The organism is Craurococcus roseus (assembly GCF_039523795.1).
GTDB classification, from domain to species: Bacteria; Pseudomonadota; Alphaproteobacteria; order Acetobacterales; family Acetobacteraceae; genus Craurococcus; species Craurococcus roseus.
In genome coordinates this window covers 33,465-55,078 of the sequence record NZ_BAAAFZ010000023.1, presented here as the reverse complement: position 1 = coordinate 55,078, position 21,614 = coordinate 33,465, and the positions used below count along the sequence as shown (strand labels likewise).

At 72.3% G+C, this 21,614-nt stretch carries 21 protein-coding genes; 12 read left to right on the top strand and 9 right to left on the bottom strand.

Annotated features, from left to right (window positions below):
* Positions 1-74: 74 nt before the first annotated feature.
* From ABD067_RS09990 to ABD067_RS09970, 5 genes are all read right to left on the bottom strand, one after another.
* The gene (locus ABD067_RS09990) at positions 75-1,109 is read right to left on the bottom strand and encodes a YihY/virulence factor BrkB family protein (RefSeq protein WP_343895113.1); all 1,035 of its coding nucleotides are present in this window, start codon (positions 1,107-1,109) and stop codon (positions 75-77) included.
* 62 nt (positions 1,110-1,171) lie between these two features.
* Positions 1,172-2,437 (bottom strand): OprO/OprP family phosphate-selective porin, encoded by a 1,266-nt coding sequence (locus ABD067_RS09985; RefSeq protein ID WP_343895112.1) that lies wholly within the window; start codon positions 2,435-2,437, stop codon positions 1,172-1,174.
* Between the two features lie 37 nt (positions 2,438-2,474).
* The gene (locus ABD067_RS09980; protein WP_343895111.1) at positions 2,475-4,214 is read right to left on the bottom strand and encodes an ABC transporter ATP-binding protein/permease; all 1,740 of its coding nucleotides are present in this window, start codon (positions 4,212-4,214) and stop codon (positions 2,475-2,477) included.
* A 43-nt stretch (positions 4,215-4,257) separates the two neighbouring features.
* A complete protein-coding gene (locus ABD067_RS09975; protein ID WP_343895110.1) occupies positions 4,258-4,710 on the bottom strand; it encodes a DUF1499 domain-containing protein in 453 nt (150 codons plus the stop codon).
* The gene (locus tag ABD067_RS09970; protein WP_343895108.1) at positions 4,707-5,006 is read right to left on the bottom strand and encodes a DUF3253 domain-containing protein; all 300 of its coding nucleotides are present in this window, start codon (positions 5,004-5,006) and stop codon (positions 4,707-4,709) included. Before ABD067_RS09970 ends, ABD067_RS09975 begins: the two co-directional genes overlap by 4 nt.
* Positions 5,007-5,169: 163 nt before the next feature.
* On the opposite strand from ABD067_RS09970, the gene ABD067_RS09965 reads away from it, so the two are divergent.
* The 3 genes from ABD067_RS09965 to ABD067_RS09955 all read left to right on the top strand — a co-directional run bounded on the left by ABD067_RS09965 (position 5,170) and on the right by ABD067_RS09955 (position 9,111).
* Positions 5,170-7,014 (top strand): DUF4214 domain-containing protein, encoded by a 1,845-nt coding sequence (locus ABD067_RS09965; RefSeq protein WP_343895107.1) that lies wholly within the window; start codon positions 5,170-5,172, stop codon positions 7,012-7,014.
* Between the two features lie 425 nt (positions 7,015-7,439).
* Positions 7,440-8,570, top strand: a complete 1,131-nt coding sequence (locus ABD067_RS09960) for a type III PLP-dependent enzyme (RefSeq protein WP_343895106.1) — start codon at positions 7,440-7,442, stop codon at positions 8,568-8,570.
* A 76-nt stretch (positions 8,571-8,646) separates the two neighbouring features.
* Positions 8,647-9,111, top strand: coding sequence for an Lrp/AsnC family transcriptional regulator (locus tag ABD067_RS09955; RefSeq protein ID WP_343895105.1), 465 nt, complete (start codon positions 8,647-8,649; stop codon positions 9,109-9,111).
* Positions 9,112-9,126: 15 nt separating this feature from the next.
* Here the strand turns inward: ABD067_RS09955 and ABD067_RS09950 are convergent, their stop codons facing one another.
* Complete coding sequence (locus ABD067_RS09950; RefSeq protein ID WP_343895104.1) at positions 9,127-10,725, bottom strand: ABC transporter substrate-binding protein; 1,599 nt, start codon at positions 10,723-10,725, stop codon at positions 9,127-9,129.
* Positions 10,726-10,885: 160 nt separating this feature from the next.
* Between ABD067_RS09950 and ABD067_RS09945 the strand changes: the two genes are divergently transcribed.
* From ABD067_RS09945 to ABD067_RS09905, 9 genes are read left to right on the top strand one after another with little or no spacing between them, the layout of a single operon-like run.
* The gene (locus ABD067_RS09945; protein WP_343895102.1) at positions 10,886-12,508 is read left to right on the top strand and encodes an ABC transporter substrate-binding protein; all 1,623 of its coding nucleotides are present in this window, start codon (positions 10,886-10,888) and stop codon (positions 12,506-12,508) included.
* Positions 12,505-13,482, top strand: coding sequence for an ABC transporter permease (locus tag ABD067_RS09940; RefSeq protein ID WP_343895101.1), 978 nt, complete (start codon positions 12,505-12,507; stop codon positions 13,480-13,482). Before ABD067_RS09945 ends, ABD067_RS09940 begins: the two co-directional genes overlap by 4 nt.
* A complete protein-coding gene (locus ABD067_RS09935) occupies positions 13,479-14,414 on the top strand; it encodes an ABC transporter permease (protein WP_343895100.1) in 936 nt (311 codons plus the stop codon). Before ABD067_RS09940 ends, ABD067_RS09935 begins: the two co-directional genes overlap by 4 nt.
* Positions 14,411-15,391, top strand: a complete 981-nt coding sequence (locus ABD067_RS09930; protein ID WP_343895099.1) for an ABC transporter ATP-binding protein — start codon at positions 14,411-14,413, stop codon at positions 15,389-15,391. The genes ABD067_RS09935 and ABD067_RS09930 overlap by 4 nt, the downstream gene beginning before the upstream one ends.
* Complete coding sequence (locus tag ABD067_RS09925; RefSeq protein ID WP_343895097.1) at positions 15,388-16,431, top strand: ABC transporter ATP-binding protein; 1,044 nt, start codon at positions 15,388-15,390, stop codon at positions 16,429-16,431. Before ABD067_RS09930 ends, ABD067_RS09925 begins: the two co-directional genes overlap by 4 nt.
* A gap of 5 nt (positions 16,432-16,436) precedes the next feature.
* Complete coding sequence (locus ABD067_RS09920) at positions 16,437-16,571, top strand: hypothetical protein (protein WP_343895096.1); 135 nt, start codon at positions 16,437-16,439, stop codon at positions 16,569-16,571.
* A 24-nt stretch (positions 16,572-16,595) separates the two neighbouring features.
* Positions 16,596-16,724 (top strand): hypothetical protein, encoded by a 129-nt coding sequence (locus ABD067_RS09915; RefSeq protein WP_343895095.1) that lies wholly within the window; start codon positions 16,596-16,598, stop codon positions 16,722-16,724.
* A gap of 57 nt (positions 16,725-16,781) precedes the next feature.
* Positions 16,782-17,750, top strand: a complete 969-nt coding sequence (locus ABD067_RS09910) for a Bug family tripartite tricarboxylate transporter substrate binding protein (protein ID WP_343895093.1) — start codon at positions 16,782-16,784, stop codon at positions 17,748-17,750.
* 14 nt (positions 17,751-17,764) lie between these two features.
* A complete protein-coding gene (locus tag ABD067_RS09905) occupies positions 17,765-18,742 on the top strand; it encodes a DUF1177 family protein (protein WP_343895092.1) in 978 nt (325 codons plus the stop codon).
* On the opposite strand, the gene ABD067_RS09900 is transcribed toward ABD067_RS09905, so the two are convergent.
* Genes ABD067_RS09900 through ABD067_RS09890 form a run of 3 tightly spaced genes read right to left on the bottom strand, consistent with a single transcriptional unit; the run spans position 18,646 to position 21,531 of the window.
* Positions 18,646-19,854: an MFS transporter gene (locus tag ABD067_RS09900; protein ID WP_343895091.1), complete on the bottom strand. Its 1,209-nt coding sequence runs from the start codon at positions 19,852-19,854 to the stop codon at positions 18,646-18,648. The two genes, ABD067_RS09905 and ABD067_RS09900, sit on opposite strands and share 97 nt — an antisense overlap.
* Entirely contained in the window at positions 19,851-20,636 is a 786-nt protein-coding gene (locus ABD067_RS09895) for an NAD kinase (protein WP_343895133.1), read from the bottom strand. The genes ABD067_RS09900 and ABD067_RS09895 overlap by 4 nt, the downstream gene beginning before the upstream one ends.
* A gap of 49 nt (positions 20,637-20,685) precedes the next feature.
* Positions 20,686-21,531, bottom strand: coding sequence for a carbon-nitrogen hydrolase family protein (locus ABD067_RS09890; protein WP_343895132.1), 846 nt, complete (start codon positions 21,529-21,531; stop codon positions 20,686-20,688).
* Positions 21,532-21,614: the final 83 nt, after the last annotated feature.

Here is a 21,614-nt window from a genome sequence, read left to right as displayed (position 1 = left end):
CCAAACACCATGTCGGGCCGCCGGGTTCCGGAGGGCCGTGGGCGCATAACAGCCGCCGCCGGCAGGCCGCCGCCCTACCGCCGCCGCCGCAGCAGGTCCATCAGCAGCGTGCCGAGCGCCGCGACGCCGACCGCGGGCGCGACCACCGCCGCCGGGCTGGCCGCTTCTCCGTCGCGGCGGGGGCGGCGCTCGCGGCGGGGCCGGCGGCGAGGCCGCGCCGCCTGCTCCTCGTCTATCTGCTCCGCCGAGCGGGCGCCCGCGGCCAGGGCCTCCGGGCTGCCCTTCAAGCCGGCCCAGGCCTTGGTGAACTCCGCGCCGAGCAGGAACACTTGGCAGGAGTAGAACACCCACACCAGGACCACCATCAGCGAGCCCGCCGCGCCGTAGGCGCTGGCGATGCCGGTGCCGCCGATGTACCAGCCGATCAGCGTCTTGCCGATGGTGAACAGCAGCGCCGTCACCGCCGCGCCGACCGCCACGTCGCGCCAGCGCAGTTGCCGGTCCGGCAGGAACTTGTAGATCGCGCCGAACAGCAGCGTGACCATCAGGAACGACACGGCGAAGTTCGCCCAGCCCAGCAGCGTGGCCATCTCGGGCATCAACCCGCCCACCCACGTCGCCACCGCCGCCAGGGCGGCGCTCACCACCAGCGAGACCAGAAGCAGGAAGCCGGTGGCCGCCACCAGCCCGATCGCCGCGGCGCGGGCCACCAGCAGCCGGGTGATGGTGTCGCCCTTCGGCGGCGGCGCTTTCCAGATCACGTTGAGCGCGCCTTGCAACTCGGCGAACACGCCGCTGGCGGTGAGCAGCAGGGTGGCGATGCTGATGGCGGTGGCGACCGTGCCCCTGGCCGGGTTGGCGGCGCCTTGGATCATCGCCTGCACCGCTTCGGCGCCGGGCCGGCCTAGCAGGCCCTGCAACTGCTCGGCGACGGCGCCCTCGACAGCCTTCTGGCCGAAGAAGAGGCCGGCCATCGCGGTGGCGATCAGGAGCAGGGGCGCGATGGAAAAGATGGTGTAATAGGCGACGGCGGCGCCGCGGCTCATCGCCTCGTCCTCGATGAACCCTTCCACCGTGTCTTTTGCCAGCGCCCAGGCCCTGCCCAACATGGTTCCCTCTTGCCGCCGTCGCCGAGCATACCAAACAAACGCCGCGCCGCCGCGGTCCCGCGTCAAAGGTTGAACGCGATCCGCAGCCCGACCGCCTGAAAGTCGCGGTCGCGGCCATTGAGATCAATGGTGCCGTTCGCGTACTGGGCGGTGATCCTCAAGTCGTCCCTGGGGAACCAGTTGAGGGCGGCGGACCAGACGCGCTGGCGCCCGCCCCGCGTCGAGCCGTCGCGGAGGTCGGCCGTGCTGTAGCGGCCGGCGATCTCCAGCGCGCCGAACCGGCCCGCCGCGGGGTCCAGCGCCTCGCCCGAAACGCCGGGGCGGGCCCAAACCCCGGTGCGGGCGTCGCGCCGCCGCCCCGGGCCGAGCAGGGGGTGGATGCCCTGCACGTACCAGCCTTCGAAGCGCCGGTCTCCACCGCCACCCGCGGCTGGCGCGTCCACGCCGAGGCTCTGCCAGACGGCCTCGAGCACCAGCGGGCCGAGTTGGGCGTTGACTTCCGGCCCGACGGCGTGGGCCGCGTCGGCGCGGAGGGGGCCGGTGTCGAGGAACTGGCGGCTGTCCACGCGCAATTCGGGGTAGTCGCCGAAGCTCGCGCGGCCGCGGCCGTCGGTCTCGAATCGCCACGCGCCGTTGAAGCCGAGTTGGAGTTGCGCCCCCGGCCGGTCCACCGCCAACACCGCCAGCCGCCCCGCCACGCCGCGCTGCCCGCCGTCGTTGCGCTCGGACAGGACGCCGTCCGTCACGTAGAGGCTGCCCACCCACCGTTCGCCCCGGGTTTCGAAGCCGAGCGCGACGCGGGTGTCGCCGGACGCGACGGAAGCCGCGAGGTTGCTGATCGCCGCCCGTTCCAGGAATGGCAGGTCGAAGGAGCTGCCGGAGAACTCGGGCAGGTGCCGCAGCTTGAAAGCGCCGAGCCGGACCGTGCCCCAGCCGAGCCCGGTGTAGGCGACCTGGGCTTCGTAGATCGAACTCCAATCGTTCGGGTCGCTGCCGCCGAAATCCCAGATGAAGCTGTACTCGAAGGCGCCCCCGATCCCGCCTTCCGCCCCGACCCGGGCGCGGCGGAGGTTGGCGCCGCTGCGGAAGCCGCCGGGCCGGTCCTGGCCGAAGAAGGACACCGCGTCGGCGTCCAGCCGCAGCACCGGCGTCAGGCGGAAGCCGCCGTCGAAGGCCGTCAGGGTCGGCTCCCCGCCGCGCCAATCGAAGCCGTCCGGCGAGGCGGATCGCTGCGCGGCCGCCCCGCCAGCGCCCGCGGCGAGCAGGGCGGACGACAGCCACGCGGCGACCGCGGCGCGGCGGCCGGGCCGTTCCCGATGAAAGCTCAAACCTTCGCCTCCACAAGCTTCCGTTCCCGATGAAAGCTCAAGCCTTCGCCTCCACAAGCTTCCGGTCGCGCAGCCGAAGCGCGCGGTTGTGGTACTCGGCCACCGCCGGGCGGTGCGCAATGGAGACCATCGTCGCGTCCGGCAGCCTTTCCCGCAGCGAGGCGTAGAACGCGGCCTCCCCTTCGGGGTCGAGGCTCGCCGTCGCTTCGTCCAGGAACAGCCAGTCGGGCTTGAGCAGCAGCGCGCGAGCCAGGGCCACGCGCTGCTGCTCGCCCCCCGACAGGCGACGGTCCCAGGCGTCTTCCTGGTCCAGCCGGGATTCGAGGTGGCCGAGGCCGGCGTCGCGCAGCGCCGCCCGCGCGGCCTCGTCGGGCACCGCGGCCGCCTCCGCCGGGTAGCAGAGGGCGCGCCGCAGCGTGCCGAGCGGGAGGTAGGGCCGCTGCGGCAGGAACAGCGCCCGCGCCCCGGCGGGCAGGCGGATGCGCCCGGCTCCGAAGGGCCAGATGCCGGCCGCCGCGCGGAACAGGGTGGACTTGCCGGTGCCCGAGGGGCCGGTGACGAGCACGGCCTCGCCCGGCGAAACGCGCGCCGACGCGTCCTCGACCAGCACCCGCCCGTCCGGCAGCGCCAGCGTGAGGCCTTCGAACGCGAGGTCCGGCCCTTGCCCCTGCTCCGCGCGCGGCCCGGCGCCCCCCGCCGCGGCGGCCCGCGCGGCCGCGATGGCGTCCTGGAAACCGGCGAGGCGCTGCACCGTCGCGCGCCATTCGGCCAGGTTCCGGTACTTGTCCACGAACCAGGACAGCGAAACCTGCACCTGTGAGAAGGCGTCGGCCGTTTGCGTGAGGCCGCCCAGCGGGATGGCGCCGCTGAAGTAGCGCGGCGCGGCGACCAGGAAGGGGAAGACCACGGCAGCCTGCCCGTAGGTGGTGGTGAAGAGCATCAGGCGCTTGGTGGCGACCATGATCTCCCACCAGTTGCCCGTGAGGACGCCGAAGCGGTCCAGCAGCCCGCGCTTCTCGCCCGCTTCGCCGGCGTGCAGCGCGACCCCTTCCACGTTGTCGCGGAACCGCACCAGGGCGTAGCGGAAGTCCGCCTCCGCCCGCTGCCGGACGAAGTTGAGGCCGATCAGGCGCCGGCCGATCAGGTGCGTGAGCCACGTGCCAGCCGCCGCGTAGAGCAGCGCCACCCAGACCATGTAGCCGGGTACCGAGACGCCTAAGACCTCCAGCGCCCCGGACAGGCCCCAGAGCACGACGACGAAGCTCGCCAGGGTGAGGACGGAGCGCATCAGCCCGAGGCCGAGGTCGAGCGTCTCGTCCACGAACATGCGGAGGTCCTCGGCGATGCGCTGGTCCGGGTTGTCGGTGCCGGCGTCCGTCAGCGCGATGCGGTAGTAGGCGCGGTCGGCCAACCAGCCGTCTAGGTACTCGCGGGTCATCCAGCGCCGCCACCGGATCTGCAAGGCCTGTTGGAGGTACACGGCGTAGACCGCGACGCCGACGTAGACCGCGGCGATCCAGACGAAGCCCGGCATCGGCCCGCTCTCCGTCCGCCGGCCCCACAGCAGCAGGTCGAAGAAGGCCGCCTCGTCCCGCTCCTGGATGCTGTTGAAGAACTCGCGGTTCCAGTAGCTGATCAGCACGTCCAGGCCGACCGTCGAAAGGTTCAGCCCCACCACCGCGGCGAGCAGCAGGAGGCCCCGCCCGCGCTCGTCGCTGCGCCAGTAAGGGGCCGCGAGGCGCCACGCGTCGCGCAAGGAAGGGCCGAGACGGCGCATCGGGCGGGGGACTCCTGGTGGGCTGGGAAGGCGGGACGGGGCGTCAACGGGCGCGGAGCGCGGCGTCCAAAGCCTCTATCCACGCCTGTACCCGCCGCCGGTTCACCCCGAGGTCCGACCACCCGAACAAGCTGCGGGAATACAGGAACAGCCCCGCGGCGCCTCCCGGCCCTTCCTCCAACTCCGCGGCGATCACGTCCGGGAAGCCCAGCCTGGGGGAGCGCTCCACCCATTGCGCCTGCCGGCGCTCCGGCCACTCGGCCAAGGGGTAGGTGTTGGGGAAGCGCTGCCCCAAGCGCCGCAGCACCGGCCACGCGGCGGCCGCGCCCGCCGGCAAAGGCGGCGTGGCGAGGTGCGCCGCCGGGTGCGCCCCGGCCGGCGCCGCGAGGCAGGTGTTGGGCGAGCGCGGCAGCACGAGCGAACGGAAGTCCACCGGCTCGGGCGGCGGCAGCCCTTCGGCCTTGCGGCCGAGCAGGGCGGCGAGCGGGGCGCTCATTCGCCCGTCGAGGCGGCGGCGGGGGCGGCGCGCAGGCGGATCACGCCGCGCATCGCCTCCGGCGGCACCGGCTTGCCTTTGCGGAGGATGTCGATCCGCCCGGCGCGGGCGAGTTCGGCCGCCGCGCGCCGCACCGGCGCCATGAGCGGGCGCCACGGGCCGTCGTCCCCGCCGGCGAGGGCGCGCGCGACCTCGCTCGGGCAGATGGAGCGGTCGGGGCCGCGGGCGGAGGTTTGTCGGAGGATCTCCGCCCGGATCGCGGCGGGTCCGGCGGGGGCGGCGGGGGGCTGGTCCATGCGGCCGGGAAGGGAGCGCGGAGCGGGGCGGCGCGCAAGCGCCCCTTGGTGCGAAAACGTTTTTATTGTTCAAGCAGAATTGATAGGGTGCCGCCGGCCAGGGGAGCCCGCGATGTCATCCGAGCAAGAACTCACCGGGATGCGTTGTTACTGCGGATTTTGCATGGGGCAGTCGCCGGACGATCCGGTGTCCGCATGGGGGCGCACCTACTATGTGCCCGACCCGCCCAAGGTCCCTGACCCGCCAGGCAGCATCTCCAGCGCCGCTCCGCCCGAGGAGCCGGGGTGGACGGGCCCCCGGTTCTGGACCCTGCTGCGCGGCGACGATTGGAACGACCCCCAGGTGGGCATCCCGGCGGCGGTGACCTACACCTTCGCCACGCGCGCCATGTCGAACTACGCGCGGGACGACGACGACCCCGCCCGGCCCGGTTTCGACGCCACGTCCGGCCAGCCTCTGAGCGAGGTCCAGAAGGCCAGCATCCGGCAGGCGCTCGGCGCGTGGGAGCAGGTCAGCGGCTTGACGTTCGTGGAGGTGTCCGACCCCGACGATTGGTCGTTCGACGGCATCCGCTTCCTCATGGAGAGCGTGGACGTCTACGACCTGCTCGGCGTGGCGATGCCCAACGACGACCCCTACGGCTTCAACATCGTCTTCAACCGGCCCGCCTACGCCGGGGCCACCCTTCAGCCGGGCACGCAGGGCTATTGGACCGCGCTGCACGAGATAGGCCACGCCATCGGGTTGAAGCACCCGTTCCAAGGCGACCCGGTGCTCAAGGTCAGCGAGGACAACAACAAGAACACCGTCATGTCCTACCTGGACAAGGGCGGGCTCTGGGGCATCGGGCCGTTCGACGTCGCCGCGGTGCAGCACATCTATGGCACGCCCGAGATGAAGATGACCTTGCCGATCCGCTGGTCGCAGGGGCCGAACGGTTCGCTGGTCACCACAGGCAATGACCAAGCGAACACGATCATCGGGATCTCCGGCCGCGACATCGTCTACGGCAACGGCGACGGCGACTACATCGCCACGGGCGACGGGGACGACCACGTGGTGTCCGGCTCGGGCAGCGACGCGGTGTTCGGCGGCGCGGGCGACGACACCCTGTACACCCCGGTGCTGCGGCAGCAGGCGGCGGTCGCGCAGGCCAAGGGCGCTGAGGGTCCGCAGGGCACCATCGCGACGACCGAGGGCATGGACAGCTTTTACGGGGTGGAGACGGTCGGCTTCGTGGACGGAAGCCTCGCCCTCGACCCGAACGGCGAGGCGGGCCAGCTCTACCGCCTCTACATCGCCGCGTTCGACCGCCAGCCGGACGCCCCGGGCTTCTCCCACTGGGCCGACGCCTTGCAGGACGGCACGGCGACCGTGGCCGAGGTCGCCAACCGCTTCGCCGCCTCGGCGGAGTTCGCCGCCCGCTACGACGCGCTGAGCGACACCGCCTTCGTGACCGAACTCTACCGGAACGTCCTCGACCGCCCCCCGGCCCCGACGGAGAGGCTGGAGGTGAACTACTGGGCCAACGCGATCCATGCCGGCGGCGGCCGCGGCGGCGTGCTGCACGGCTTCGCGGAAACGGCCGAGAACAAGGGGAAGACGGAGGCGGCCTTCAAAGGCGGGATGTGGTTCGCTAACGAGGACGCGGTGGACGTGGTCCGCGCCTACGCGGCCGTCCTCGACCGGCTGCCGGACGCCGGGGGTTTGGTGAACTGGACGAACGCGCGCGAGTTCGGCCTTGCCCAGAACGAGTTGATCGCCAGCCTGGCGTCTTCGCCCGAGTTCCAGGCGCGTTTCGGGGGCCTGTCCAACCAGCACTTCGTGGAGCAGCTCTACCGCACCGCGCTGGACCGCCAGGCGGACGCGGGCGGGCTGGCCCACTTCACCTCGGTGCTCGACGCCGGGATCGACAGCCGGGCCGGCGTGGCGCTGGGCTTCGCGGGCAGCGCCGAGATGACGGCGAAGATCGCGCCGTTCGTGGAGTACGGCGCCATGTACGCCTGACCGCCGCGGGGCCTCCTGTGAACAGGTCGTTTCCCGGCGAAAGCACGATCCGACGCGGGGTTCAGCCGGGAACCTTCCTTGTCACCAGGGTTAGATTCCGGCCACCGTCGGAGCCCCAGGAAAAATTTTCGGCCGGAGCCGCAATTCCTCTTTGCGTCCCGGCCGGAGGGGCATATATGCGCTCTCAGACGCAGTACGCACGTGCCTCTGGCCCCAGGCCCACGGAACCCGGCGCGCTCATGGGAGGCGCAGAATAAACGGGTCACCGCGGCGCAAGGTTTACGCAACGACGTCAAGCGTTCTGGCAACCCCGTCCGGCGCAAGCCGGGCGGCCCACTTGGTCGCTGGTTCGTTCGACCGTTTCGTCAACTTGGGGCCGCCTCCCGGCAGAGGGGGTTGGTCCTCTGTCTTTGGAGGGCGGCGCGATGACCCCCAAACTCTCGGCCTTTCTGCGCGACTCCGCGCCCGCGACGCCCTGCCTCGTGCTCGACCTCGACCGGGTGGAGGAGAACTACCGCCGGCTCAAGGCGGCGATGCCGCTCGCGCGCATCTACTACGCCGTCAAGGCCAACCCGGCCGCGCCCGTGCTCGACCGGCTGGTGGGCCTCGGCTCCTGCTTCGACGCTGCGAGCTTCGAGGAGGTCGAGGCTTGCCTGGAGGCCGGCGCGGCGCCCGAGAGCATCAGCTACGGCAACACCGTGAAGAAGGAGAGCGCCATCCGCGCGGCCTACGGGCGCGGCGTGCGCATGTTCGCCTTCGATTCGGAGCCCGAGCTGCGCAAGCTCGCCCGCTCCGCGCCGGGTTCGCGCGTCTACTGCCGCATCCTGGTCGGCAACGACGGGGCCGAGTGGCCGCTCTCGCGCAAGTTCGGCTGCGAGGTCGAGATGGCGCGCGAGCTGATGGTGCTGGCCGGCGAACTCGGCCTGGACCCGTTCGGCCTGTCCTTCCACGTCGGCAGCCAGCAGGTGAACACCGCGGCCTACGAGGCGGCGATCGCCAAGGTCGCCATGCTCTTCACCGACCTGCGCGACGCCGGCGTGAAGGTTCGCATGGTCAACCTCGGCGGCGGCTACCCCGTGCGCTATCGCCAGGAGGTGCCGGAGATCGACGACATCGGCGCCGCCATCATGGGCGCCATGGCGGAGCACTTCGGCAACGCTCTGCCGGACATCCTGGTGGAACCGGGCCGCTTCATCGTGGGCGACGCGGGCGTGGTCAGCGCCGAGGTGGTGCTGGTGTCGCGCAAGGCGAAGGACGACCCGGTGCGCTGGGTCTACCTCGACATCGGGCGCTTCGGCGGCTTGGCCGAGACGGAGGGCGAGGCGATCAAGTACGCCTTCCGCACGCCGCGCGACGGCGAGGCGGAAGGGCCCGTCACCATCGCGGGGCCGACCTGCGACAGCACGGACACCTTGTACGAGAAGTCGAACTACCGCATGCCGCTCTCGCTCGACGCAGGCGACCGGGTGGAGCTGCTGGCGACGGGCGCCTACGTCACCAGCTACGCCAGCCAGTTCTTCAACGGCTTCAAACCGCTGGCCGAGCACTACGTTTGACGGGCGGGGCGCGGCGCCGGACCCCGGCGCCGCGCTCCTCTTTCACAAACCCAGCCGGGCCGCATAAGCTCCGGCCATGGACGAGATAGACCGGAACATCGTCGTCGCCTTGCAGCAGGACGGCAGTTCCGGCCTCGCCGAGCTGGCGAAGGTCGCCGGCCTGTCCGTGTCCGCCACCGCCGAACGCGTGAAGCGCCTGGAGGAGCGGGGCGTGATCCGCGCTTGGCGCGCGGACCTCGACCCGGCCGAGGTGGGCTGCCCTCTCCTGGCGCACGCGCTGGTGTCGGTGGCGCCGGGGCGGGACGACGCCGCCTTCCGCGACCGAGTCAGGGGAGAGGAAGCGGTGTTGGAGTGCCACGCCGTCACCGGCCCCTGGACCTACCTGCTCAAGCTCCGCGTTTCCGACCTCGCGGCGCTGGACGCCTTCCTCAACGAGGAACTGCGGCCGCTGCCCGGCGTGCAAAGGCTGGAGACGCTGGTCGCGCTCGCCACGGTGAAGGAGAGCGCGATCCTTCCCGTGGCGCCGGCGACGGAGGAGTGATCGGGAAGGCCGGCGCTACCGCGCGGGCCGCACGCCCATGGCCACCGTCCGCTCGTCCATCCGCGCGTCGTAGGTCAAGCCCTTGCGGAGCGCCCAGGAGTTGACGAGCTGGAAGAGCGGAATCACCAGCGTGCGGTCCGTCGCCATCTTCACCGCCTCGCGCTGGGCCGCCTCGCGCTTCTCGTCGTCGAGGATGGAGGAGGCGCGCTCCGTCAGCGCGTCCAACTCGCGGTCGGAGATGCGCGAATTGTTGGCCGAACCCCAGCGCCGCTCGCGGTCGAAGGTGCCGAAGATATTGACGAGCATGTAGCTCGCCTCGCCGGTCGAGCTGCCCCAGCCGACGAGCCGCATGTTGAACTCCTGCCGCGCCGCGCGGGCGGAGTAGGCGGCCCAGGGGATCGCGTCCACCTCCGTCCGCACGCCGATGCGCGTCCACATCTGCGCCACGGCCTGCGCGGTGCGGGCGTCGTTCGGGTAGCGGTCGTTGGGCGTGGTGAGCGTCATCCGGAAGCCGTTCGGATAGCCGGCTTCGGCCAGCATCCGCTTGGCGCCGTCCGGGTCGAAGGGCGGCACGCGCACCTCCGGGTTGTAGCCGAACACGCCTTCCGGCAGCCATTGCCCGTTCGGCTTGGCGGTGCCTTCCATCACGCGCTCGGCCAGGGCGTCGCGGTTGATGGCGACCGACATGGCGCGGCGCACGCGGGGGTCGAGGAAGGGGTTCTTGGGCAGGGGCTTGCCGTCGTTGTCCGTGACGAAGACCGGCGGCGTGCCCTCGCCGCGCGAGTAGTCGGGCACGAGATAGATCAGGCGCAGGCCCTGGATCTCGGACACGGTGACGCGCGGGTCGCGCTTCATCCGGGCGAGGTCGTTGGACGGAACCTGGTCGATCATGTCCACGTCGCCGGCCAGCAGCGCGGCGGTGCGGGAGGCGTCGTTGGCCATGAAGCGGTAGGACAGCCGCGCCCAGGGCTCGGGGCCCTTCCAGTAGTTGTCGTTCCGGACGAATTCGGTGCGGTCGCCGGCGCGGTAGGAGGACAGGCGGTAGGGCCCGGTGCCGATCGCGGCCTTGCCGCTGTTGTAGTCCTCCGTCGAGGCGCCTTCGCCGGCGTGCTTCGACACGATCTGGAAGGAGGCGAGGTCCACCGGCAGCAGCGGGTGCGGCGCGGCGGTGTGGAAGCGGACGGTCAGCGGGTCCACCACCTCCACGCGCTGTATGGCGCGCACGAAGCCCGCGAAGGTGGCGGGGCTGTTCGGCACGTCGGGGACGCGGGCGACCGTGAAGGCCACGTCCTCGGCGGTGAAGTCGCGGCCGTCGTGCCACTTCACGCCGGGCCGCAGCTTGAACTCCCACACCGTCTCGGACACGGCCTTCCAGCTCTCGGCCAGCATGGGGTGGAGCCGGGCGCGGGCGTCCTGCTCCACCAGCCGGTCGAAGATGTGCATGGTCAGGCTGATGTTGGGCGAGGCGTTGTAGAAGTGCGGGTCGAGCGAGGTGGGCGAGCCGCCGATGCCGATGGTCAGGTTCTGCGCCGCCGCTGGGGCGGCTGCGGCCGAACCCAGCGCCAAGACGGCGGCGGCGGCCAGGCTGCGGCGGGACAGGGAAGGCTTCGGCATCCGGGGCTCCTCGGCTCGGCGGTGGCGCGGGACCCTAGCGGCCGCCGCGCCGCCGGCAAAACCGGGCCCGGCATCACGACCCCGGGGCCGGCGGGCGGCGAACTAGGCGCCCCACGGGCCGGCTGCTAGACCGCAGGGCGGATCGGCTTCGGGGACGACAATGAAAGGCATCGCCAGGGCGGCGGGTTTCGCCGCCGCTTTCGCCATTGCGGCGGCCGCGCCCGCCGCCGCGCAGACCCCGCCGGCGCCCGCGGCGGGCGCGGCCCTGACGGTGGCGGTGGCGGCGCCGGTCACGTCGCTCGACCCGCACTACCACCAGCTCTCGCCCAACAACGCGGTCGCGGACATGGTGTTCGACCGGCTGGTGAACACCGACGCGCAGTCGCGGCAGGTCCCGGGCCTCGCGGTGGAGTGGAAGGCGGTCGAGCCGACGGTGTGGGAGTTCAAGCTGCGGCCGGACGTGCGCTTCCACAACGGCAATCCGTTCACGGCCGAGGACGTGGCCTTCACCCTGGCGCGGCTGCCGAACGTGCCGAACAGCCCGTCCTCCTTCGCGGTGTATTCGCGGCCGATCAAGCGCGTGGAGGTGGTGGACCCGCTGACCGTCCGCTTCCACACCGCCGAGCCCTACCCGCTGGTGCCGCTCGACATGACGAACGTGCGCGTGCTGGACAAGGAGACGCACGAGAACGCCTCGACGGAGGACTTCAATTCCGGCCGCGCCGCGGTGGGCACCGGGCCCTGGCGCGTGGTGTCGCACCGCCAGGGCGACCGCATAGAGTTCGAGCGCTTCGACGGCTACTGGGGCGACAAGCCCGCCTTCGCGCGCGTGAACTACCGCATGGTCACCAACGACGCGGCGCGCACCGCCGCGCTGCTGGCCGGCGACGTGGACCTGATCGACCAGGTGCCGACGACCGACGTGGCGAAGCTGCGGCGCGACCAGCGGGTGGCCTTGTCGGAGGTGGTGGGCCTACGGCTGGTGTTCCTCGGGCTGGACCACCTGCGGGGGACGGACGAGAACTCCCCCTTCGTCACAGGCAACGACGGCCAGCCGCTCGGCCGCAACCCGCTGAAGGACGTTCGGGTGCGGCGCGCCCTCTCGATGGCTATCGACCGCCAAGCCATCGCCGAGCGCGTCATGGAGGGGGCGGCGACGCCCGCGGGCCAATTCCTGCCGGAGGGCGTCTACGGCTATGTTCCTGGCCTCGAAGCCCCCCGCTACGACCCCGACGGGGCGAAGCGGCTGCTCGCCGAGGCCGGCTACCCCGACGGCTTCCGGATCCAGCTCAACGGCCCGAACGACCGCTACATCAACGACGCCCGCATCATCCAGGCCATCGGCCAGATGTGGACCCGCGTGGGCGTCCGCACGACGGTCGAGGCGCAGACCTGGTCCGTCTTCGTCGGCCGCGCGAGCCGGCAGGAGTACTCGGCTTTCCTGATCGGCTGGGGCTCGAACCCGGACGGCTCGCACCCGCTGCGCAACATCATCGCCACCTACAGCCGCGAGCGCGGCTGGGGCGCCTCCAACCGAGGGCGCTACTCGAACCCGGAGGTGGACGCGCTGCTCGAGCGGTCCAACACCGAGATGGACGGGGAGAAGCGCGAGCAGATGGTGGTCGCGGCCATGCGGATGGCGATGGAGGACGTGGCCGTCATCCCGCTGCACATCCAGACCAACATCTGGGCGGCGCGCCGGGGCTTCCAGCACACCGCGCGCGTGGATGAGCTGACCCGGGCGCAGGACGTGCGCCCGGCCGCTGCGGCGGCGGCGCGGTGACGGTCTACCTGTTGCGGCGGCTGATCCAGGCCGCCGGCGTGGTGCTGGCGATGTCCGTCATCGTCTTCATCGGCGTCTACGCCATCGGCGACCCGGTGGAGATCCTCATCAGCCCGGACGCCGACCAGTTCGAGCGCGAGCGGGCCATCAGGGCGTTCGGCCTCGACCGGCCGCTCTGGCAGCAGTACTTCACCTTCCTCGGCCGGGCGCTGCAAGGCGACCTCGGCCGCTCCTTCGTGTTCAATGAGCCGGCGCTGAAGCTGATCCTCCAGCGGATGCCGGCGACGCTGGAACTGGCGGTCGGCGCCACGGTGGTGGCGCTCATCATCGGCGTCCCGCTCGGCCTTTACGCCGGGCTGAAGCCGGAGAGCCCTGTCAGCAAGGGCGTCATGGCGGCCAGCATCCTCGGCTTCTCGCTGCCGACTTTTTGGGTCGGGCTGATGCTGATCCTGGTGTTCGCGGTGCAACTCGGCTGGCTCCCCTCCACCGGGCGGGGCGAGACGGTGGAGGTGCTCGGGATGCGCTGGAGCTTCCTGACCGCGGACGGCCTGGCGCACATGGTCATGCCGGCGGTGAACCTGAGCCTGTTTAAGATCAGCCTCGTGATCCGCCTGACCCGCGCCGGGGTGCGCGAGACGATGCTGATGGACTTCGTGAAGTTCGCCCGGGCGAAGGGCCTTTCGCCGCGCCGGGTGATCGCGGTCCACGTGTTGAAGAACATCATGATCCCGGTGGTGACGGTGGTGGGGCTGGAATTCGGCGGCACCATCGCCTTCTCGGTCGTGACGGAGAGCATCTTCGCCTGGCCGGGCATGGGCAAGCTCATCATCGACAGCATCAACGTGCTCGACCGGCCGGTGATCGTCGCCTACCTGATGATCATCGTGCTCATGTTCATCGTCATCAACCTCGTGGTCGACCTCACCTATTCGGTACTCGACCCGCGGGTGCGGCTGGAGGCCAAGGGCGCATGAGCACCACCACAGCCCCTTCCGCCGCCCAGGCTGCGCCCACGCCGCCGGCGCCGCCCCGGGTCGAAACGCCGTTCCAGCGCTTCGTTTCGGAGTTCGCCGCGTCCCGCCTCGCCTTGGCGGGGCTGGCGGTGTTCACGACCATCGTGCTCATCGCCGTGTTGGCGCCCTGGATCGCGCCCCAGAACCCCTACGACCTCGCGCAGCTCGACATCATGGACAGCCGGCTGGAGCCGGGCAGCGTCGGCGGCGCCGGCTTCACCCACTGGCTCGGCACGGACGACCAGGGCCGGGACATGCTCTCGGGCATCATGTACGGGCTGCGGATCAGCCTCATCGTCGGCGCCGGATCGGCCGTGATCGCGTGCATGGTCGGCGCCTCCCTCGGCATGCTGGCCGCCTACGCGGGCGGGCGGACCGACAGCGCCATCATGCGCCTGGTGGACCTCCAGCTCTCCTTCCCGGCGATCCTGGCGGCGCTGATGATCCTGGCTGTCCTCGGCAAGGGCGTCCTCAACGTCGTCATCGCGCTCGTCCTGGTGGAATGGGCCTACTACGCCCGCACCGTGCGCGGCACCGCTTTGGTGGAGCGGCGGCGGGAGTACATCGAGGCGGCGCAGTGCCTCGCCCTGCCGACGCGGCGCGTCATCTTCCGCCACCTTCTGCCGAACTGCCTGCCGCCGCTGATCGTGGTGGGCACCATGCAGGTGGCGCGCGCCATCGCGCTGGAGGCGACCCTGTCGTTCCTCGGCCTCGGCGTGCCGATCACCGAGCCCTCGCTCGGCCTGCTCATCGCCAACGGCTACGAGTACATGCTCTCCGGCAAATACTGGATCAGCTTCTACCCGGGCATCGCGCTGCTGGTGACGATCGTTTCCATCAACCTCGTCGGCGACCACCTGCGCGACGTGCTGAATCCGAGGCTCAAGCGTTGACCGCGACCTTGGAGGTCCGGGACCTCCGGACCCACTTCTTCACCCGCGCCGGCGTGGTCCGCGCGGTGGACGGCGTCTCGTTCGCGGTGGATCGGGGCAAGGTGCTGGGGCTTGTGGGCGAGAGCGGCTCCGGCAAGTCCGTCACCGGCTTCTCCATCATGGGGCTGGTGGACCCGCCGGGGCGGATCGTCGGCGGGCACATCCTTTTCAAGGGGCAGGACCTCGCCAAGCTGTCCGAGGAGGGGATGCGCGACCTGCGGGGCAACCGCATAGCCATGATCTTCCAGGACCCCATGATGACGCTGAACCCGGTCCTGCGGATCGACACGCAGATGATCGAGACGGTGCAGGCGCACGCCAAGGTCGGCCGCGAGGAGGCGCGGCAGCGCGCGCGCGACGCGCTCGGCCAGGTCGGCATCCCGAGCCCGGACGAGCGCCTGAAGAGCTACCCGCACCAGTTCTCCGGCGGCATGCGCCAGCGCGTCGCCATCGCCATCGCCCTCCTGCACAAGCCCGACCTCATCGTCGCCGACGAGCCGACCACGGCGCTCGACGTGACCATCCAGGGGCAGATCCTCGCCGAGGCGCAGAAGCTCTGCCGCGAGACCGGCACGGCGCTGATCTGGATCACGCACGACCTCTCCGTGGTCGCCGGCCTCGCGGACGACATCGCGGTGATGTACGCCGGCCGCGTGGTGGAACAGGGGCCGGTGGACGAGGTGCTGGACGCGCCGTTCCACCCCTACACGGTCGGCCTGATCGGCAGCGTGCCCAGCCGCAACCGTCGCGGCGAGCCCTTACGCCAGATCCCCGGCATGACGCCTTCCCTCCTGAACCTGCCCGAAGGCTGCGCCTTCCGCTCCCGCTGCCCGCGCGCCGAGCCGCGCTGCGCCGAGCCGCCGCCGATGGCGGAGTACCGGCCCGGCCGCTTCGCGCGCTGCATCCATCCCTACAACACGGACGCGGTGGCGGCATGAGCGCGTCGGCGGTCCAGGAGACGCCGGGTGCGGGGCTGGCAACGCGCCCGCCCGTCATGGAACTGCGCGGCGTGTCTCGCCGCTTCTCCCGCGGGCTCGACCTCGCGGCGAAGGTGGCTCGGCGCCTCGGCGCGCCGGTGAGGGAAGAGGTGGTCCACGCGGTGGACGGGGTGGACCTCTCCATCGCCAAGGGCGAGGTGGTCGGGCTGGTCGGCGAGAGCGGCTGCGGCAAATCCACCCTCGGCCGCATGGTGGCCGGCATCCTGCCGCCGAGCGACGGCGCCATCCTGTGGCGCGGGCGCGACCTGCGGAGCCTCAACGGAACCGATGCGCGCGAGGCGAAGCTGCGCACGCAGATGATCTTCCAGGACCCGATGTCCTCGCTCAACCCGCGCCTGAAGGTCGCGGACATCATCGGCGAGGCGCCGGCGTTCCACGGCATCGCCAGCCGCCGCGACCTGGACGCCTACGTGGACGAGCAGATGCGACGCGCGGGCCTCGACCCGGCCTTCCGCCGCCGCTACCCGCACCAGTTCTCCGGCGGCCAGCGGCAGCGCATCGGCATCGCGCGGGCGCTCGCGGTGCGGCCCGACTTCCTGGTGTGCGACGAGGCGGTGGCGGCGCTCGACGTCTCCATCCAGGCGCAGATCCTGAACCTGTTCATGAAGCTGCGGCGGGAGCTGGACCTCACCTACCTCTTCATCTCGCACGACCTCGGCGTGGTGGAGCACTTGTCGGACCGGGTGGTCATCATGTACCTGGGCCGCGTGGTGGAGGCCGCGCCGGCGGAGGAGGTGTTCCGCCGCGCCAACCACCCCTACACCCAGGCGCTGCTGTCCGAGGTGCCGCGCATCGAGACGCGCAAGCGCGCCTTCGCCGGGGTGAAGGGCGAGATTCCGTCGCCGCTGAACCCGCCCCCCGGCTGCCACTTCCATCCGCGTTGCCCCCACGCCTTCGACCGCTGCCGCGTAGAGCGCCCGGCGCTGAAGCCGGTGGCGCCGGGCCACACCAGCGCGTGCCACCTCAACGACAGGGCCTGACCGCCATGCGCCACCTCCTCGCCGCCGCGCTTCTGCTCGCAACCCTCGCCGCCGCGGCTTGCGCTGAGCGCGGCACGCGCGGGGCCAGCGGCGCCTACGTCGGGGGCGGCGTGGGTGGCAACGTCGCGCGCGACCGCTGAGGCAGCGGGCCGGCGGTGATCCGGATGCGCCATACGGCACTGCTGCTCCTGCCGGCCGCCGCCGCCGTCGCTTGCAGCGACGGGGCGGGCAACTCGCTTTCCGTCGGGGGCGGCGGCACCCTGCGCGCCTACCACGGGCGAGTTTCGCATTGACGCCCCGGAGGCGGGGCGTGCCGGCGGCCACCGGTCCGGCACGTGGCTAGGACTGGGATGGCGCCGCGCCGCCTCGTGTTGGCCGCGGCGCTCGCCGGTGCCGCCGGCCCTGCCGCCGCTCAAGCCGAGTGGCGCCCGGACCGGCCGGTGCGCCTGCTGCTCGGCTTCCCGCCCGGCGGCTCCGCCGACGCGCTCGCCCGCCGCCTCGCGGAGCCGCTCGGCAGGCTGCTGGGCCAGCCCGTGGTGGTGGAGAACCGGCCGGGCGCGGGCGGCAACATCGCCATGGAGGCGCTGGCCAAGGCGCAGCCGGACGGGCACACGGTCGGCCTCGGGCCGATCGGGCCGCACGCCATCAACCCGGCGCTGCTCGGGGCGAAGATGCCCTACGACGCCGCGCGGGACTTTTCGCCGATCCTGCGCCTCGTGGACCAGCCGAACGTGCTGCTGGCGCACCTGGACTCGCCGGCGGAGCCCGCGGCGCTGCTCGCCTGGATGCGCGCCAACCCGGAGGAGCCCTACGGCTCGCCGGGCGTGGGCACCTCCAACCACTTCACGGGGGCGCTGCTGTCGCGCGCGCTCGGGCTGCGCCTGCAGCACGTGCCGTACCGGGGCGGCGCCGCGGGGCTCGCCGACCTGATGGGCGGGCGCGTCCGGCTCTACGTGGACAACCTCGCCGGCTCGCTGGCGCTGCTGCGCGAAGGGCGATTCCGCGCCGTGGCCGTGTCCACCGCCGCGCGCTCGCGCAGCGCCCCGAACGTGCCGACCTTCGCCGAGATCGGGGTGCCGGGCGTCAAGGTCTCGTCCTGGCAGGGGCTGTTCGGCCCGGCCGGCTTGCCGGAGCCGGCGCTGCGCCGCTGGAACGCCGTCGCCAACGAGGTGCTGCGCGACGCCGACGTGGCCGCGTGGCTGGCGGAGAACGCGGCAGAGCCGGTGGGCGGCACGGCGGAAGGGTTCTCGGCCTTCCTGGCGTCGGAGCGCGCGCGCTGGGCCGCCGCGGTGCGCGACACCGGCATCACCCTGGACTGACGGGCGCCGCCGCCATGCTGCGCCAAGTGGTCGAGGCGATCGAGTTGCTGGAGGACCCGCGCACCGACGGCGCGGCGGCCGCGGCCTGGGTGGCGCGGCACGGGCCGGCCTCGGTGCGCCACCAGCGGCTGGACGCCGAGCGCGGGAGCACGGACGTCGTCACCGTCGAGATCGGCTCCGGGACGCCCTGCCTCGGCATCCTCGGCGTCCTGGGCGGCACGGGGCTGCGGCCGGAGCGGCCGGGCCTCGTCTCGGACGCGGACGGCGCGGTGGTGGCGCTCGCCGCCGCGGCGGCGTTGGCGCGCGAGGCGGGGTGGGGCGACGCGCCGCCGGGCCGGGTCATTGTCAGCACCCACATCTGCCCGCGCGCCCTGTCCCGCCCGCACCAGCCGGCGCCGATGATGACCTGTCCGGTGCCGCGCGAGCGCGTGCTGGCGGCGCAACTCGACCCGGCGATGGAGGCCGTGCTCGCGGTGGACGCGACGCGCGCGAACCGTGTCGTCAACCACACGGGTTTCGCCGTCACGCCCTCCGTCAAGGAGGGCTGGATACTCAAGCCGAGCGCCGACCTGCTCGGCCTCATGGAATGGGCCACGGGCGAGCCGCCGGTGGTCGCGCCCGTCACCATGCAGGACATCACGCCCTATTCCAGCGGCGTGGCGCACATCAACTCCATGATGCAGCCGGCGACCCTCACGGACGCGCCGGTGGTCGGCGTGGCGCTGACGGCGCGGGCGGTGGTGGCCGGCTCCGCCACGGGCGCCAACCCGCCCTTCGCGCTGGACGGGGCCGCGCGCTTCTGCCGCGAGGTGGCGCGCGCCTTCGGCGCCGGCCGCTGCGCCTTCCACGACGCGGCGGAGTTCGAGCGGCTGGTCTCGCTCTACGGCTCCATGCGTCACCTTGTCGGGCCGGGGCGGTCCGAGGCCGCCACGGCGAAGGCGGCGACGCCGACCACGCCCAGCGCCGCGAACAGCCAGGGCACCGGCGCGTAGCCGGCCGCGCCCTCCCAGATCAGCGCCACGGCGAGCGGCGCCGCCGTGCGCGGCAGCACGGTCGCGGTCGCCAGCGCGCCGGAGATCTGACCGTAACCCTCGGCGCCGAGGAACTCCGCCACGCCGGTCGCGCGGATGATGAGCATCATCCCGTTCGCCACGCCCCAGAGCAGCGCGAAGCCGAACAGTGCCGCCAGCCGGTCACCGGCCAACCCGAGGGCCAGCATCGCCAGCGGCAGCAGCGCGGTGGCGGCGAGGCCCACCGGCAGCGGCCCGGCACGCTTGCCGAGCGCGAAGAGCGCTGCGCGCGACGCCACCTGGCAAGGCCCGTGCATCGCCACCACCAGCAGCACCGAGGCGGGCGGCAGGCCCCGTTCCTGCAAGAGCGGGATCAGGTGGAAGACAATACCGGTTTGCAGGAAGGCGTGGACGCAGAAGCACAGCGCCAGCGCCCAGAAGGCGCGCCGCCGGAGCGCCCTGCGCAGCGGCCCGCTCGATCCCTCCGCCGCGCCCGTCAGCCCCGGCCGCGTGCCGCGCAGCAGGACCGCGGTGATCAGACCGGGCACGACCTGCAACGCTGCCAAGGTCACGAGCGCGCCGCGCCAGCCCAACGCCTCGATCAGCGCTCCGCCGAGCGGCAGGAAGATCGTGCCGGTGAAGCCGGTGATGAAGGTCATGCCGGTGATGGCCCGCCGCGCGTCCCTCGCGTTGGCGACGACCACCGCGTAGGCCGGCTCCGCCAGCGCGCCCGCCTGCGCGACGCCGATGGCGACCCAAACGAGGTAGAACAACCAGAGCCGGTCTGTGGCGGACCATGCCAGCAGCAGCGCCGCCCCGGCCAGCGAGGCGAGGGTGATCAGCCCGCGGCCGCCGCGCCGGTCCACCCAGCGCCCGGCGGGGATGGCCGCGAGGCCAGCGGCCAGAAGCCCCGCGGTCAGCGCGCCGTTGATTTCCGCCCGCGACCAGCCGAGCTCCGCCTCCATCGGCGCGACGAAGAGCGGGAACACGGTGAAAAGCGTGCCCCAACTGATCGTTTGCGCCGCGGCCAGCCAGAGCGACAGCGCGGCGTCGGAGGGCGGCGCGGCGGGCTGCGGCGGGCGCGGGCCGGTCACACGGTGAACTGCTCGGCGATGATCCGCTCCGAGAGCCCGTGGCCGGGGTCGAACAGCATGGTGAGCGAGATCGAACGGTCCTCGCGCACCTCCACGCGGCGGACGTCGCGCACCTCCGTGTAGTCCGCCACGGCGGCGACGGGGCGCTTGTCCGCTTCCAGGATCTCGAACACCACCTCGGCGTCCGAACGCAGCAGCGCGCCGCGCCAGCGCCGCGGCCGGAAGGCGGAGATGGGCGTCATCGGCAGCAACTCGGCGCCGAGCGGCACGATCGGGCCGTGCGCCGACAGGTTGTAGGCGGTGCTGCCGGCGGGCGTGGACACCAGGATGCCGTCGCAGATCAACTCCGAGAGCCGCGTCCTCCCGTCCACCATGATGCGGATCTTGGCCGCTTGGCGCGTTTCGCGCAGCAGCGAAACCTCATTGATCGCCAGCGCCTCGCACCGCGTCCTGTCGGCGCAGGTGGCGCACATCCGCAGAGGGTGGACCACGGCGGCCTGCGCCTCCGCCAAGCGCTGGAGCAGGTTCTCCTCGCGGTAGTCGTTCATCAGGAAGCCGACACTGCCGCGGTTCATCCCGTAGACGGGGATGTTGCGGCCGAGCAGCCGGTGCTGTGTCTCCAGCATGCTCCCGTCGCCGCCGAGCGCGACGACCACGGCGGCCTCCTCCGGCGGCACCTCGCCGTAGCGCGCGGCGAGGCGGTTGCGCGCCACCGTGGCCACCTCGGTCGTGGCCGCGACGAAGCCGATGCGCCCGGCGAAGTCCCCCGGCCGCGCGGACAGTGGGGCGAGGGCGGCGGCGGGGCTGCTATCGGTCACGCCGGGCGCCCGGTCAGAGCCTGATCCGGCGGGCGTCGCGGTGCTCCAGCACCGGCATGTCGCGGCGCACCCGCGCCGTCACCGCGTGGTCGAGGCGCGCGGTGGCCCAGCCGACGCCGTCGCTGCACTTCGCCACCACGTGGCCCCAAGGATCGGCGACCAGCGAGTGGCCGTAGACGGAACGCAGGCCGCCGCGCTCCTCGTACTGGCCCCAGGACGCGGCGGCGACGATCCAGCACTGCGCCTCGATGGCGCGGGCGCGCAACAGGGCTTCCCAGTGGTCCTTGCCGGTCTGGAGGGTGAAGTTGGACGGGACGAAGATCGCCTCCGCGCCCATGCGCCGGAGCGCGGTGTACTGCTCGGCGAAGCGCATGTCGTAGCAGATGGTCAGGCCGAAGGTGGTGCCGCCGGCCTCGAAGGTCGCCAATTCCTCGCCGGCGCCATACAGGGCGCTCTCGCGGTAGCCGGTGCCGTCGGGACCGGTGATGTCGAACAGGTGGATCTTGCGGTAGCGCGCGACCTCCCGCCCGTCGGGGTCGAAGACGACGGTGGTGTTGAACAGCTTGTCCCCGCCGGCCTCGATGATGCTGCCCCCGTGGACGTGGATGCCGTGCGCCCGCGCCAGGCCGCGCATCAGCTCGTAGGCCTCGCCGCCCTCCTCGCCCGAGCCGCGCGGGGGCAGGACCTCCGCCGCGGCCATCCGGGCGTCGCGCCCGCCGCCGAGGTTGGTCCAGGTCTCGGGCAGGGAGACGAGGCCCGGCCGGTCCGCCGCAACGGCGGCTTCGACGAGCCGCCGCGCCTGGGCGAGATTGGCCGCCTTGTCCGACCCCTGGTTCATCTGCACCACGCTGACGCGCATCACGCACCCCGACCCAGTCCGCTGCGCCGCAACCTAGGGCGGCGGCGGCCGGACGGGAACGCGGGGGCGTCGCGTTCGGACGA